At 70.6% G+C, this 14,649-nt stretch carries 12 protein-coding genes; 4 read left to right on the top strand and 8 right to left on the bottom strand.

Features of this window, described 5'->3' with window-relative positions:
- Positions 1–28: 28 nt before the first annotated feature.
- From ABD363_RS06335 to ABD363_RS06315, 5 genes are all read right to left on the bottom strand, one after another.
- The gene (locus ABD363_RS06335; protein ID WP_344600469.1) at positions 29–982 is read right to left on the bottom strand and encodes a hypothetical protein; all 954 of its coding nucleotides are present in this window, start codon (positions 980–982) and stop codon (positions 29–31) included.
- Between the two features lie 86 nt (positions 983–1,068).
- Complete coding sequence (locus tag ABD363_RS06330) at positions 1,069–1,482, bottom strand: peptidase inhibitor family I36 protein (protein ID WP_344600467.1); 414 nt, start codon at positions 1,480–1,482, stop codon at positions 1,069–1,071.
- A gap of 282 nt (positions 1,483–1,764) precedes the next feature.
- Positions 1,765–2,637, bottom strand: coding sequence for a hypothetical protein (locus ABD363_RS06325; RefSeq protein WP_344600465.1), 873 nt, complete (start codon positions 2,635–2,637; stop codon positions 1,765–1,767).
- A 69-nt stretch (positions 2,638–2,706) separates the two neighbouring features.
- Positions 2,707–3,216, bottom strand: coding sequence for a SigE family RNA polymerase sigma factor (locus ABD363_RS06320; RefSeq protein WP_344600463.1), 510 nt, complete (start codon positions 3,214–3,216; stop codon positions 2,707–2,709).
- Positions 3,217–3,409: 193 nt separating this feature from the next.
- Complete coding sequence (locus ABD363_RS06315; RefSeq protein ID WP_344600798.1) at positions 3,410–5,236, bottom strand: acyl-CoA dehydrogenase; 1,827 nt, start codon at positions 5,234–5,236, stop codon at positions 3,410–3,412.
- Between the two features lie 143 nt (positions 5,237–5,379).
- Here ABD363_RS06315 and ABD363_RS06310 point away from each other — a divergent pair, with 143 nt between their 5' ends.
- The 4 genes from ABD363_RS06310 (at position 5,380) to ABD363_RS06295 (ending at position 10,881) form a co-directional block, all read left to right on the top strand.
- A complete protein-coding gene (locus ABD363_RS06310) occupies positions 5,380–5,844 on the top strand; it encodes an SseB family protein (protein WP_344600461.1) in 465 nt (154 codons plus the stop codon).
- A gap of 118 nt (positions 5,845–5,962) precedes the next feature.
- Positions 5,963–6,940 carry a pirin family protein gene (locus ABD363_RS06305; RefSeq protein ID WP_344600459.1) on the top strand — a complete coding sequence of 326 codons (978 nt, stop codon included), beginning with the start codon at positions 5,963–5,965 and terminating at the stop codon, positions 6,938–6,940.
- Positions 6,941–7,415: 475 nt separating this feature from the next.
- Positions 7,416–9,179 carry an aspartate--tRNA ligase gene (aspS, locus tag ABD363_RS06300; RefSeq protein WP_344600457.1) on the top strand — a complete coding sequence of 588 codons (1,764 nt, stop codon included), beginning with the start codon at positions 7,416–7,418 and terminating at the stop codon, positions 9,177–9,179.
- A 355-nt stretch (positions 9,180–9,534) separates the two neighbouring features.
- Positions 9,535–10,881, top strand: a complete 1,347-nt coding sequence (locus tag ABD363_RS06295) for a pectate lyase family protein (protein ID WP_344600455.1) — start codon at positions 9,535–9,537, stop codon at positions 10,879–10,881.
- A gap of 113 nt (positions 10,882–10,994) precedes the next feature.
- On the opposite strand, the gene ABD363_RS06290 is transcribed toward ABD363_RS06295, so the two are convergent.
- From ABD363_RS06290 to ABD363_RS06280, 3 genes are all read right to left on the bottom strand, one after another.
- Positions 10,995–11,360, bottom strand: coding sequence for a PH domain-containing protein (locus ABD363_RS06290; protein ID WP_344600453.1), 366 nt, complete (start codon positions 11,358–11,360; stop codon positions 10,995–10,997).
- Positions 11,361–11,533: 173 nt separating this feature from the next.
- Entirely contained in the window at positions 11,534–13,258 is a 1,725-nt protein-coding gene (gene metG, locus ABD363_RS06285) for a methionine--tRNA ligase (RefSeq protein ID WP_344600451.1), read from the bottom strand.
- A 159-nt stretch (positions 13,259–13,417) separates the two neighbouring features.
- Positions 13,418–14,649, bottom strand: a 1,232-nt coding sequence (locus tag ABD363_RS06280) for a VWA domain-containing protein (RefSeq protein WP_344600449.1), incomplete at its 5' end; no start/stop codon positions are given.

Below are 14,649 nucleotides of genomic sequence, written 5' to 3'. Positions count from 1 at the left end.
GAGATCGTCGGTGATCGCGGGGTCGGGATCAGTCGTGCCGTGCGTTCACGCGGCGGGCGTTGGCGAGCCGGGTCTCGCGGTCGGCCCTGGCCGCCGCCAGCTCGTCGGGGTGCTCCGCCATCAGGGACCGTTCGATCGCGCTCTCGACCCGGTGCCAGACGGCGACCAGGCCGGTGCGTTCCTTGCAGGCGACGTCGGCCACGGCGGTCCGCTTCTCGTCCGCGCTGGCCGGCGGGTCCTCGGGGAACCGCGGGTCGTTGGACGGGTCGAGCGGGCTCGCGTAGTCGTGGCCCTTCTCCCTCATGCAGTCCGACCAGGCGGCGAACACCCGCTTCACCTCCGGGTCCTGCCGGGACTTCTGGTAGGCCTCGCCGTAGATGTCCCGCGGTACGCCGGTCAGGTCGCGGTTGTCGTCCCGTTCGGCCAGCGTCCGCCGGGCCTCGCCGAGACAGCCGCCCTCGGGGACGGCCCTGCCGCGGTACCGGGTGACCTTCTCGACGTCCGCGAAGGGCATCGGGTCGCCGTCCTCGGTGTAGGCGACGCCGCCGGTGATCAGCGCCTGGGCGGTGGCGTCCGGCTGGGCCGCGTCCGGGTCGGGGCGGGCCTGCAGGCCGGGCGGGATCCGGTAGCCGTGGTCGCGGGCCCACTGCCGGTCGGTGATGCCGTAGGGGGCCTCGGGGGCGGGCCGGACCACCGCGGTGTGCGGGGAGCGGTAGTCCGAACCGAGCCGCTCCAGGCAGGCGTTGACGAGGATCTGCTCGGCCGCGCGCAGCTCGGCGTGCTCGGCGTTGCTGATGCGGTACGGGTCGATGGGCATCTTCAGCGGCTCGGGCGCGCGGGGCGCCGGGGCCGTGGCGGTGACCGTCCGGGAGGGCGGGTCGGGCGCGGGGGCCGGGTCCCGGTCGCCCGAGCAGGCGGTGAGCAGCGCGCAGCCGGCGGCCAGGAGCAGGGGGGCGAGAAGGCGCGGTGCGAGTGGGTTCATGGGTCCGCTCGTGGGTGTCTGGAGACGACGCGCGGGTGCCCGCCGGTGTCGGGCGGGCACCCCCTTCCTCGGTTCCGGCGTGGTGCTTACCAGAAGTTGTGGGAGGCGTTCTCGTTGTAGACGTTGTCGAACCGCCCGTCGCCGGTGGCGGCGGGCAGGGTGTCCGAACGGCCGTCGTAGGTGCCGTTGTTGTAGTTGCTGTTGTACCAAACGGTCACGGCGAGGGAGGTCTCGTAGTTGAAGCCGCCCGCGGCGTTGTTCTTGACGACCTGTCCCTGGCCGGCGCCGGTGCTCAGGAACTTGTTGTCGACGAGGTTGGCGTCGTTGTAGAAGAAGTCCGAACGCGACCCCTGGTAGTCGCTGTTGAAGAAGTAGCAGAGCTCGCCGGTGTTGCAGACGCCGTCGCGGTCGGCGGCGGACGCCGGGGCGGCCAGGGCGAGGCCCAGGCCGGCGGCGGTGGTGACGGCGGCGAGCAGTGCAGCGCTGAAGCGTTTTGCCATGGTGGTCTCTTCCCGCTTCGTCTCGCTTCTGATGGGTGATGCCCGTGAGGCGTGCGGCGACGGCCGCCGCGCTCCGGGGCGGACGAGACGCTAACAAGGAAGTTCTGAACGGATGTTTGATTAATCTCCGCTCTTTGGCCGCTTCTGGGGTTTGAGCGGCCGATCGGTCGATGGTTGCGTTTTCCTTCGGCCATGTCCCGGTCGAAGCGGAATCAGCGAGTTCGGGACGGTAAACAGCCGGTAGCTCATATTCCGCCACATTTGTCCCTCTGCTGGCCGGATTCATCCGGACATTCCCCCCGTTCCCGCGGGGTTGGCCTGAACCGCCTCCCGGTTGACGGCCGGATCGACCCACAGCTGCCAGCGCGCGCTGCCCGCGACCGCGCGCAGCTGGCCGGCGGAGAAGCCGGTGCCGACCGCGGTCACCGCGATCCGGGTGCCGTCCGGACGCAGCACGTCGGCGGTCGTGCCGGCCCCGCCGGGCCCCTCCCGGGAGAGCAGTACCGAACCGTCGTCGAGCCGGGTGACCCGGCACTTGCGGTCGCCGGCGGCGCACGAGTAGTGCTCGGCGAGGTCCGTCCGCTCCGCCGACGGATCGCCCTTGCCGGCGGGCCGGTCCTTGGACCGCGCCTCCCCCTCCCGGCCCGCCTCCGGGGCCGCCACCCCGTCCTGCGCGTACCCTCCCTGCAGCCACACGGCGACCGAACCGCCGTCGGCCAGGGTGAGCTCGGCGTACGTCCGCACCGGCCCGCCCGCGCGGCCGCTGTCCCGCGAGGTCGCGTCCGTCACCGCCGGCCGCCCCGGCAGCAGCTCCGCCAGCAGCGCGGCGGTGGCGGCGCCGGTCACCGGCTCCTTCCCGGCGGGCGCGGCGGTGCTGCCGGCGGAGAACTCCGGCAGGGCCACCGTCGTCGCCGGCTCCGGGCCGCCCGGCAGCCCGAACAGCACCGCGGCCGCGGACAGCGCGGCGGTCGCCGTACCGGCCGCGCCCCAGGCCGCGAACCGCCTGCGGCGCCGGATCCGGGTGCCCCGCGCCACCGCGCCGGTCACCAGGTGCTCGGTGCGCGACGGAAGCCCGTCCAGGGCGGTGGCGAGGGTCTGGGACAGCTCCACGCCGTACCGCAGCTCGTCGTGCGGGGCGGAGTCGTCGTTCCGCATGGGGGGCACCGTCCTTTCCAGTGTCGGTTCCGGCGTGGGGGAGTGGGCGGGGGTTCGCGGCGGGGCGGCTCAGAACACGGCGACCGAGTCCCGCCCGTCCCCGATGACCTTGCGCAGCCGCGCCAGCGCCCGGCTGCTGCGGTTGCGGACGGAACTCTGGGTCATCCCGAGCGCGGACGCGGTCTCCTGCACGCTGCGGTCCTCCCAGTAGCGCAGGACCACCACGGCCCGGTCGCGCGGCGGCAGCTCCCGCAGCGCGGCCAGCAGGGTGAGGCGCAGGGCGTTGTCCGCGGCGGAGGCGTCGGCCGTGTCCGGTAACGCGGCGACCGGCTGCTCCGAGGAGCGGCGCAGCCGCTTGTGCGAGATGTAGCTGCGCATCAGAACGGTGTGCGCGTAGGCGTCCGGGCTGTCGGCCCGCCGTACCCGCGACCAGGAGGCGAACACCTTGCCGAGGGCCGTCTGCACCAGATCCTCGGCGAGATGCCAGTCACCGCTCATCAGCAGGGCGGAGCGGAACAGGCGCGGCGTGACGGCGCGGGCGAAGCCCTGGAACTCGTCGAGAGCTCTTGCAGCCGTCACCCGTTCCCGTCCCTTCACCGCCGCGGGCTCCGCCGTGGAACCCCGTACATCCCGTAGACGCCTCGGCCCCCGGGGCGTGTCGCACCCGGGACGGGATTTTTTGCGGGAGGGCCGGGAAAGAGCCCGGACCGCCCGGAAGGACTCGTCCCGGAAGGGCCCGGGGCGGCTTCCGCAAGACGGCGGAACGGCCGGATCAGAACGCGGCCTCGTCCAGCTCCATCAGTTCCAGGTCCACGTTCTCGGTGACCTTGCGGGCCAGCGTGACGCCCGGCAGGACGTTGGCCGCGAAGAACTTCGCCGCCGCGATCTTGCCCGTGTAGAACGCCCGGTCCCTGGCGGAGGCCGTCTCCAGCTTCTCCGCGGCGATCGCCGCGCCCTTCAGCAGCAGGTAGCCGACGATCACGTCGCCGGAGGCCATCAGCAGGCGGGTGGTGTTGAGCCCGACCTTGTAGATGTTCTTCACGTCCTGCTCGGTGGCCGCGAGGTCGGTGAGCATCAGGCCGACGATGGCCTCCAGCTCGACGGCGGCCTTGGCGAGGTGCTCGCGGGCGCCGGCCAGCTCCTCGCCGCCCGTGCCGAGGGCGAGGAACTTCTTGATGTCCTCGGCGAGCGAGTTCAGCGCGGCGCCCTGGTTGCGGACGATCTTCCGGAAGAAGAAGTCCTGGCCCTGGATCGCCGTGGTGCCCTCGTACAGGGTGTCGATCTTGGAGTCGCGGATGTACTGCTCGACCGGGTACTCCTGCAGGAAGCCGGAGCCGCCGAAGGTCTGCAGCGACTGGGCGAGCTGCTCGTAGGCCTTCTCGGAGCCGTAGCCCTTGACGATCGGCAGGAGCAGGTCGTTCAGGGCGTGCTCGGCGGTGGCGTCCTCGCCGTTGGCCTCCTTGACCTGGATGGCGTCCTGGATGGAGGCGGTGTACATCACCAGGGCGCGCATGCCCTCCGCGTACGCCTTCTGCGTCATCAGCGAGCGGCGCACGTCGGGGTGGTGGGTGATGGTGACCTTGGGCGCGGTCTTGTCCATGAAGTTCTTCAGGTCCGGACCCTGGACGCGCTCCTTGGCGTACTCCAGCGCGTTCAGGTAGCCGGTGGACAGCGTGGAGATCGCCTTCGTGCCGACCATCATGCGGGCGAACTCGATGATGCGGAACATCTGGCGGATGCCGTCGTGCTTGTCGCCGACCAGCCAGCCCTTGGCGGGGTGCTTGTCGCCGAAGGTCATCTCGCACGTGTTGGAGACCTTCAGGCCCATCTTGTGCTCGACGTTGGTGGCGTAGACGCCGTTGCGCTCGCCCAGCTCGCCGGTCTCGAAGTCGAACAGGTACTTCGGGACGAGGAAGAGGGACAGGCCCTTGGTGCCGGGGCCGGCGCCCTCGGGACGGGCCAGCACGTAGTGGAGGATGTTCTCCGACATGTCGTGCTCGCCCGAGGTGATGAAGCGCTTGACGCCCTCGATGTGCCAGGAGCCGTCCTCCTGCTGCACGGCCCGGGTGCGGCCGGCGCCGACGTCCGAGCCGGCGTCCGGCTCGGTGAGCACCATGGTGGAGCCCCACTGCCGCTCGACGGCGATCTTGGCGATGTGCTTCTGGACCTCGTTGCCCTCGTCGAAGAGGATGCCGGCGAAGGCCGGGCCGGAGGAGTACATCCACACGGCCGGGTTGGCCCCGAGGATCAGCTCGGCGTAGGCCCAGATCAGGGAGCGGGGCGCGGTGGTGCCGCCGATCTCCTCGGGCAGGCCCAGGCGCCAGTACTCGGAGTCCATGAAGGCCTGGTAGCTCTTCTTGAAGCTCTCCGGGATCGGCGCGGTGTTCGTCTCGGGGTCGAAGACCGGCGGGTTGCGGTCGGCGTCGGCGAAGGACTCGGCCAGCTCGTTCTCCGACAGCCGCGTCAGCTCTTCCAGGATGCTCTTCGCGGTCTCGACGTCCATCTCCTCGAACGGGCCGGTGCCGTACAGCTTGTCCCGCCCGAGAACTTCGAAGAGGTTGAACTCGATGTCGCGGAGATTCGACTTGTAGTGCCCCATGGCGACGGCTCCGTAGAGGGATCGGCGAGGCACTGACTCCTCGCACCTAGTTCACGTACCAACAAGTAGCTAAGATGATGCTACCCGTCGGTAATAAGAAGCAACCCCGATCCGGCGATCTGTGACTGAGTACTCTTTCGGGCATGTACGGCTACGACCAGACCGTGGGCCCTCAGCAGCAGTACGCCCCGCCGCAGCAGCCGATGAACGGCGGATACGGGCAGCAGGCGCCGCTGTACCCCGAGCCGTCCCCGCCCTCGCTCGCGGACGCGGTGCGGGCGTTCACCACCGGGCAGATGTCCGCCGAGGACTTCCAGCAGGTCTTCGCGACCTCCAAGGTCTACTGCCCGCGCGGCGACAACCCCGGCTTCCTCGCCCTGCACAACACCCAGCAGCCGGTGATCCCGATGTTCACCTCGCTCAAGGAGCTGCGCCGGTACGCGGGCAAGGAGTCCAAGTACTTCGTGATCACCGGTGCCGAGGTGATCGACTTGCTGCCGACCGGCTACGGCTTCGTGCTCGACATGGAGGGCGAGCACCGGATCGTCTTCGACGCCAAGGCCGTGGAGCAGATGGTGGAGTTCGCGATGCGGCGCATGTACGGCTGACCCCGTGCGCGGTGCCCCGCGGTGCGGCCCGGAGGGAATGCCCTCCGGGCCTTTCCTGTTGAGGGTGGCAGAAAGTTCAACTCTCAACTAAAGTGGACGCACCCGAGGAGGTACCGACATGCCTGCAGTGACCGTCGAGAACCCGCTGACGCTGCCCCGCGTGACCGCGCCGGCCGACGCCGTGGCACGTCCCGTGCTCGCCGTCACGACCGCGCCGAGCGGTTTCGAGGGCGAGGGCTTCCCGGTGCGCCGGGCGTTCGCCGGGATCAACTACCGCCACCTCGACCCGTTCATCATGATGGACCAGATGGGCGAGGTGGAGTACGCGCCGGGCGAGCCCAAGGGCACCCCCTGGCACCCCCACCGCGGTTTCGAGACCGTCACGTACATCATCGACGGGATCTTCGACCACCAGGACAGCCACGGCGGTGGCGGCACCATCACCAACGGCGACACCCAGTGGATGACCGCGGGCTCGGGCCTGCTGCACATCGAGGCCCCGCCGGAGCAGCTGGTCATGTCCGGCGGCCTCTTCCACGGCCTGCAGCTGTGGGTGAACCTTCCGGCCAAGGACAAGATGATGGCCCCCCGCTACCAGGACATCCGCGGTGGCCAGGTGCAGTTGCTGACCTCCCCGGACGGCGGCGCGCTGCTGCGCGTCATCGCCGGTGAGCTGGACGGCCACCAGGGACCCGGCGTCACGCACACGCCGATCACGATGATCCACGCGACGCTGGCGCCGGGCGCCGAGATCACGCTCCCCTGGCGGGAGGACTTCAACGGCCTGGCGTACGTGCTGGCCGGACGCGGCAGCGTCGGCGCCGAGCGCCGGCCGGTCCGCCTGGGGCAGGCCGCCGTCTTCGGCGCGGGATCCTCGCTGACCGTCCGCGCGGACGAGAAGCAGGAGTCCCGTACGCCGGACCTGGAGGTCGTGCTGCTGGGCGGGCGGCCGATCCGGGAGCCGATGGTCCACTACGGCCCCTTCGTGATGAACACCAAGGAGGAGCTGATGCAGGCCTTCGAGGACTTCCAGAAGGGCCGGCTCGGGACCGTCCCGGCGGTGCACGGGATGACCGGGGCCGGACCGCAGGACTGACGATCCGCCACCCGGGCGGGCCGTCCCGACGGGGCGGCCCGCCCGCGGCGTGCCCGGGCGGAGACGTGCGGTACGGATCACCCGGCCGCGCTCGTCCACGATCCGCACGCGTGCCCCGGCGATCCGCACGCGTGCCCCGGCGAGGGCGCCCTCGGCCGCGGCGAGCCACGCCGCCCCGGCGTCGACCGTGACCGGCCCGGCGGCGGTGTCCCGGTGCCACCGGCCGGTCGCGAGGGCGGCCAGGATCGGCCCCCCCGGCGGACAGGGGCTCACCGGTGCGCATTGCCCCACTTCGAGAAGAGTGCGTCGAGCACTGCCCCCGATCGCACACGGAGGTACGGCCCGCGGCGGCCCGCGGCACCCGGGAACGGTGAGGAGCCGATCCCGGGGTGCCCGGTACGCTGGGGGTGACGTTTCACGTGAAACACGTGCGCGTGGAACAGGCCCCCGATCCGCGAAGACTGGATGAACGACGATGCATCGGTACAGGTCCCACACCTGCGGCGAGCTCCGCGCCTCTGACGTCGGCACCGACGTCCGGCTGAGTGGCTGGCTGCACAATCGGCGCGACCTGGGCGGCATCCTCTTCATCGATCTGCGCGACCACTACGGCATCACGCAGCTCGTGGCCCGTCCGGGGACGGAGGCGTACGAGGCCCTCGACAAGCTCTCCAAGGAGACCGTCGTCCGGGTCGACGGCAAGGTCGTCTCCCGCGGCGCGGAGAACGTCAACCCCGACCTGCCCACCGGCGAGATCGAGATCGAGGTCGGCGAGGTCGAGGTGCTGGGCGCGGCGGCCCCCCTGCCCTTCACGATCAACACCGAGGACGGGGTCAACGAGGAGCGGCGCCTGGAGTACCGCTTCCTGGACCTGCGCCGCGAGCGCATGCACCGCAACATCATGCTGCGCACGGCGGTCATCTCCGCGATCCGTCACAAGATGGCGGCGATGGGCTTCAACGAGATGGCGACCCCGATCCTGACCGCCACCTCCCCCGAGGGTGCGCGCGACTTCGTGGTCCCCTCCCGGCTGCACCCGGGCAAGTTCTACGCCCTTCCGCAGGCCCCGCAGCAGTTCAAGCAGCTGCTGATGATCTCCGGCTTCGACCGCTACTTCCAGATCGCGCCCTGCTTCCGGGACGAGGACGCCCGCGCCGACCGCTCGCCGGGCGAGTTCTACCAGCTCGACGTCGAGATGAGCTTCGTCGAGCAGGAGGACGTCTTCCAGCCGATCGAGAAGCTGATGACGGAGCTCTTCGAGGAGTTCGGCGGCGGCCGGCACGTCACCTCCCCGTTCCCGCGGATCCCGTTCCGCGAGGCGATGCTGAAGTACGGCTCCGACAAGCCGGACCTGCGCGCCAAGCTGGAGCTCGTCGACATCACCGACGTCTTCGCGGGCTCGGAGTTCAAGGCGTTCGCCGGCAAGCACGTGCGGGCGCTGCCGGTGCCGGCGGTCCAGGACCAGCCGCGCAAGTTCTTCGACCAGCTCGGCGAGTACGCCGTCTCGCTGGGCGCCAAGGGCCTGGCGTGGGTCCGGGTCGGCGAGGACGGCGGGCTGACGGGCCCGATCGCGAAGTTCCTCACCGAGGACAACGTCGCCGAGCTGACCAAGCGCCTGTCCCTGGCCCCCGGCCACGCGGTGTTCTTCGGCGCGGGCGACTTCGACGAGGTCTCGAAGATCATGGGCGCGGTGCGGGTCGAGGCCGCCAAGCGCGCCGGGCACTTCGAGGAAGGCGTCTTCCGCTTCTGCTGGATCGTCGACTTCCCGATGTACGAGAAGGACGAGGAGACCGGGAAGATCGACTTCTCGCACAACCCCTTCTCGATGCCGCAGGGCGGCCTGGAGGCCCTGGAGACCCAGGACCCGCTGGATGTCCTGGCCTGGCAGTACGACATCGTCTGCAACGGCGTCGAGCTGTCCTCGGGCGCGATCCGGAACCACGAGCCGGACATCATGCTGAAGGCCTTCGAGATCGCCGGCTACGACAACGAGACCGTCGAGCGCGAGTTCGCGGGCATGCTGCGCGCGTTCCGCTTCGGCGCCCCGCCGCACGGTGGCATCGCGCCCGGCGTCGACCGCATCGTGATGCTGCTCGCCGACGAGCCCAACATCCGCGAGACGATCGCCTTCCCGCTCAACGGCAACGCCCAGGACCTGATGATGGGCGCGCCGACGGAGCTGGACGAGGCCCGGCTGAAGGAGCTGCACCTGACGGTGCGCAAGCCGCAGCCGAAGTGACCGACGCGCACACGTGAAGCGGCCCGGCCCCTCCTCGGGGCCGGGCCGCTTCACGTGTGGGAGCGGTGGCGCCGCCGAGTGATCCGCCCACGGCCTCCTCGGGGCCGGCCCATCGGGGTCCGCGCCCCGCGGGGCCGGCGCGGACGGTGTCCCGTGATCCTCGCCGAAAGCGAAAGCGAAAGCGGGAGCGGAAACGCGGGCAAGGACGGGAGCGGGAGCGGGAGCAGGTGCGGGAGCGGGTGCGGAAGTCCCGGGGCAACCTTTTCGCGGTCCGCGGCCACTGGGGAGTCGGAAGCCCCTCAGCGGGGCTTCACACGAACCGCGTGTCTCAGCGAACCCCCGTAAGGACTCATCCGTGGCATCCGCCTCCCACCGCCGCTCGCTCCGCAAGCGCCGTGCCCTCGTCTTCTCCGCCGCCGTGGTGGCCGCCGCCGCGGGTACCGGCGTCTTCGTGATGAACGCCAACGCCGAAGCCGTCGACCTGTACCACCGGACGCTGCCCGCCGAGGACGGCTGGGCGGCTTCCGGAACGGGCACGACCGGCGGCGCCAAGGCCGACTCCGCGCACACCTTCACCGTCGGCACCCGGGCGGAGCTGGTGAAGGCGCTCGGCTCCGCCTCGGACACCACACCGAGGATCATCAAGGTCGAGGGCACCATCGACGCCAACACCGACGACACCGGCAAGAAGCTGACCTGCGCCGACTACGCCGCCGGCACCGGCTACTCGCTGGACGCCTACCTCAAGGCGTACGACCCGGCGACCTGGGGCGACAAGGCGCCCTCGGGCACGCAGGAGAACGCCCGCGCCGCCGCCCAGGCCAAGCAGGCGAAGAACATCGTCTTCAAGGTGCCCGCCAACACCACCCTCGTGGGCGTGCCCGGTACGAACGCCGGGATCAAGGGCGGCAGCCTGCAGGTGAAGGGCGTGGACAACGTCATCATCCGCAACCTCGCCTTCTCCGCCACCGAGGACTGCTTCCCGCAGTGGGACCCGACGGACGGCTCGGCGGGCGAGTGGAACTCCGCCTACGACTCCGTCACCCTGCGCGGGGCGACCCACGTCTGGGCGGACCACAACACCTTCACCGACGCGCCGTTCTTCGACAGCCAGGAGAAGACGTACTTCGGCCGCAAGTACCAGGTCCACGACGGCGCCCTGGACATCACCAACGGCTCCGACCTGGTGACGGTCGAGCGGAACGTGTTCACCAGCCACGACAAGACCATGCTGATCGGCAGCAGCGACACCGACAGCACCGGCAAGCTGCGCGTCACGATCCACCACAACGTGTGGAAGGGGATCGTGCAGCGGGCCCCGCTGGCCCGCATCGGGCAGATCCACCTCTACAACAACGTCTACGACACGACCACGCTCAACGGCTACGCGCTCAAGTACAGCATCGACTCCCGTGCCAAGGCGCAGGTCGTCGCCGAGCGCAACCACTGGATCCTGCCCTCGGGCGGCAAGGTCGCCAAGCTGCTGAGCGGCGACGGCACGGGCTCGGTCGCGGGCGGCGGCAACCTCGTCAACGGCACGGAGACCGATCTGGTGGCCGCGTACAACGCCGCGAACTCCAAGAAGATCAAGACGGCCGTCAACTGGACGCCGGCCCTGAACGCCGGGCTCCAGACGTCCGTGAAGAACCTGCCGGCCGAGCTGGCCACGACGACCGGCGCGGGGGTCCTGACCGCCCAGTGAGGCACCGGGCCCGGAACCGGCACCGGTTCCGGGCCGCCCGCGTCCCCGGGACTCTCACCCGGCTCGCCCCGGGGTTCCCGCCCGGCCCGCGAGCGTCCCGGGCGCCGGTGCGGTCATCCCGCGACGAACTGCGTCAGGATCGCCTGGATCTCGTAGATGTCGACGCCCTTGGTGAAGGTCTTCTGGATCGGGGTCGGGTTGCCGGAGATCCAGATCTTCAGTTCGGCGTCGAGGTCGAAGGTGCCGGCGGTCTCCACGGAGAAGTGGGTGATGCTGCGGTACGGGATGGAGTGGTACTCCGTCTTCTTGCCGGTGATGCCCTGCTTGTCGACCAGGATCATGCGGCGGTCGGTGAACAGGATGGTGTCGCGGATCAGCAGGCAGGCGGCGTGGACCTGCTCGCCGGGGCCGAGCAGGCGGGCGTAGTCCTGCTGGGCCTGGGACGGGTCGATGCTGTGTGCGTTTCCGAACAGGGCCATGGCTGGTTCCCCCCACTCATGGGCCTCGACGGCGAAGCCCTTGCGGCCGTGACTTCCATGATCTTCGTCTTCGGGACGGCTCGTCCAGGTCCGGCGGTAACAGGCGTGCCACAGACGTGAGCCCGGTGACACCGGGCGGTGTCACCGGGCTCACGGGGCGCCGTCTGCGGGGCTTACTGCGGCTCGCCGCCGAAGCGCTCCTTGTAGTCCGCGAGGTCGTCGTCGGTCAGCTTGGCGAACAGGACCGGCGGAACCGTGAAGGGGGTGCCGGCCGGGACGGAGGCCAGGGCCTTCGCCTCGTCCTGCGTGACCCAGGTCGCCGTGTCGTCCGGCAGGGAGAAGGCCGAGCGCATCGCGGCGGAGGTCGCCGGGATGAACGGCTCGGAGACCACCGCGTACAGGTGGATCAGGTTCATCGCCGTGCGCAGGGTGAGGGCGGCGCCGTCCTTGTCGGTCTTGATCTCCAGCCAGGGCGCCTTCTCCTCCAGGTAGGAGTTGCCCGCCGACCACAGGGCGCGCAGCGCCGCGGCGGCCTTGCGGAACTGGAGGGACTCCATCTGGGACTCGTACTCGGCGAGCAGGCGGGCGATCTCCGCACCGAGCCGCGCCTCCGCCTCGCCGGGCTCGCCGCCCGCCGGGACCTCCTCGCCGAAGCGCTTCCTGGAGAAGGACAGGACCCGGTTGACGAAGTTGCCGAGGGTGTCGGCCAGGTCCTTGTTGACCGTGGCGGTGAAGTGCTCCCAGGTGAAGGACGCGTCGTCCGACTCCGGGGCGTTGGCCATGAGGAAGTAGCGCCAGTAGTCGGCGGGGAGGATCTGCAGGGCCTGGTCGGTGAAGACGCCCCGCTTCTGGGACGTGGAGAACTTGCCGCCGTAGTACGTCAGCCAGTTGAACGCCTTGACGTAGTCGACCTTCTTCCACGGCTCGCGCACGCCCAGCTCGGTCGCCGGGAACATCACCGTGTGGAAGGGGACGTTGTCCTTGGCCATGAACTCCGTGTAGCGGACGGGGTCGTCGCCGGAGTCGGCCTCGTACCACCAGGACTTCCAGTCCCGGTTCTCCGGGTCCTGGTCCGCCCACTCCTTCGTCGCGCCGATGTACTCGATCGGCGCGTCGAACCAGACGTAGAAGACCTTGCCCTCGGCGGCCAGCTCCGGCCAGGTGTCGGCCGGTACCGGGACGCCCCAGTCCAGATCACGGGTGATCGCGCGGTCGTGCAGGCCCTCGGTCAGCCACTTGCGGGCGATGGAGGCGGCGAGCTGCGGCCACTCCTCCTCGTGGGCGGCCACCCACTCCTCGACCTCGTGCTGCAGCCTGGACTGGAGGAGGAAGAGGTGCTTGGTCTCGCGGACCTCCAGGTCCGTGGAGCCGGAGATCGCCGAGCGGGGGTTCAGCAGGTCCGTGGGGTCGAGTACGCGGGTGCAGTTCTCGCACTGGTCGCCGCGGGCCTTGTCGTAGCCGCAGTGGGGGCAGGTGCCCTCGACGTAGCGGTCCGGGAGGAAGCGGCCGTCGGCGGGGCTGTAGACCTGCCGGATCGCCCGCTCCTCGATAAAGCCGTTCTCGTTCAGCTTGCGGGCGAAGTGCTGGGTGATCTCGACGTTCTGCGGGGAGGAGCTGCGGCCGAAGTAGTCGAAGGCGAGCGCGAAACCGTCGTAGACCGCCTTCTGGGCGTCGTGCGCCTGCGCGCAGAACTCGTCCACGGGAAGGCCCTGCTCCTTGGCCGCCAGCTCCGCCGGGGTGCCGTGCTCGTCCGTCGCGCAGATGTAGAGGACCTCGTGGCCGCGCTGGCGCAGGTAGCGGGAGTACACGTCCGCCGGGAGCATGGACCCCACCATGTTGCCCAGGTGCTTGATCCCGTTGATGTACGGAAGGGCGCTGGTGATGAGGTGTCGAGCCATCGCGGGCTGCTCCCAGGTCGTTACGTGTAGTGACGATCTCGTGGTTTCGGGTCGTCCGTGGAACCTTGAAATCGTAGCCGACACGGGTGGGCCGCCCGCTTCCTGTTTCGAGGGGTGGGAGGGGTGGAAGGGGCGGCCCGGGAGGGGGAGGAGGGGCTGTCAGGGACGCCAGGCGGCCAGGACGCCCTCGTAGAGCTCGTGGTCCGTGAGCTCGCGGGGGGCGGGGCCCGCGTGGAAGAAGGACGTGTTGGCGGTCTTCAGCTTGCGGAGGTAGTCGAAGGCCTTGTTGTCGTGCTCCCCGAAGGCGACGAAGGAGAAGAAGACCGAGGGGTGGTTCTTCTCGGCGTCCGTGAGGGACTGGGTGGCGGGGGTCTTGGCGTCGGGCGCGCCGTCGGTCTGGAAGACCACCAGGGCGGGGGTGTCCGGGGCGGTCCTCGCGTGGTGGGCGACGACTTCCTCGACCGCCGCGTGGTAGCTCGTGCGGCCCATGCGGCCGAGCTCGGCGTGCAGGGTGTCGATCCTGTTCTCGTGGTCGGCGAGGGTGAGGTCGGCGGTGCCGTCCACCTCCGTGGAGAAGAACACGACGCGGACCGTGGCCTCGGGGTCGAGGTGGGCGGCCAGGGCGAGGGTCTGCTCGGCGAGGGCCTGGGCGGAGCCGTCCTTGTAGTACGGGCGCATGGAGGCCGAGCGGTCCAGGACGAGGTAGACCTTGGCCCGGGCCTGGGTGAGGCCGAGCTCGGCCAGGGTGGCGGCGGCGGCCTTGTGGGCGGTGGTGAGGGTGGCGGGGACGGCGGGGGCGGGGGCCGCTTCGGTCTCGCCGTCTCCCTCGGCGTCTCCCTCGGCGGGGGCCGCTTCGGTCTCGCCGTTGCCCTCGCCGTCACCCTCGGCGGGGGCCGCTTCGGTCTCGCCGTCGCCCTCGGCGGGGGCACGCTCGTCCGCGTCATCCGTGACGGCTCCGTCGGCGGCCGCGGGCGATTCCTGCGGGGCGGTCTCACCGCCGGCGGCGGCGGGCTCGGGGGTGGCCGCGGGCTCGGGGGTGGCCGGTTCCTCGGGAGTGCCGTCGGGGGTGGCTTCGGCGTTGTCGGGGGTGACCTCGGAGGTGTCGTCGGGGGTGGCTTCGGGAGTGTCGTCGGGGGTGGCTTCGGAGGTGGGGGCAGGGGTCGGTTCCGGGGCCGGGACAGGGGTCGGTTCCGGGGTCGGTTCGGCCTCGGCGGGCGCCTCGGTCCGGGGTTCCGCCTTGTCGCCCGCGCCGCTCCTGTCGTCGGCTTCCGGTTCCGCCTGGGCGGCGGGCTCGGGTTCGGGCTTCGCGTCGGCTTCCGGTTCCGCCTGGGTGGTGGGCTCGGGTTCGGGCTTCGCGTCGGCTTCCGGTTCCGCCTGGGTGGTGGGCTCGG

It is taken from the genome of Streptomyces glaucus (assembly GCF_039533365.1).
GTDB classification, from domain to species: domain Bacteria; phylum Actinomycetota; class Actinomycetes; order Streptomycetales; family Streptomycetaceae; genus Streptomyces; species Streptomyces glaucus.
This window is presented reverse-complemented; position numbering and strand designations above follow the sequence as displayed.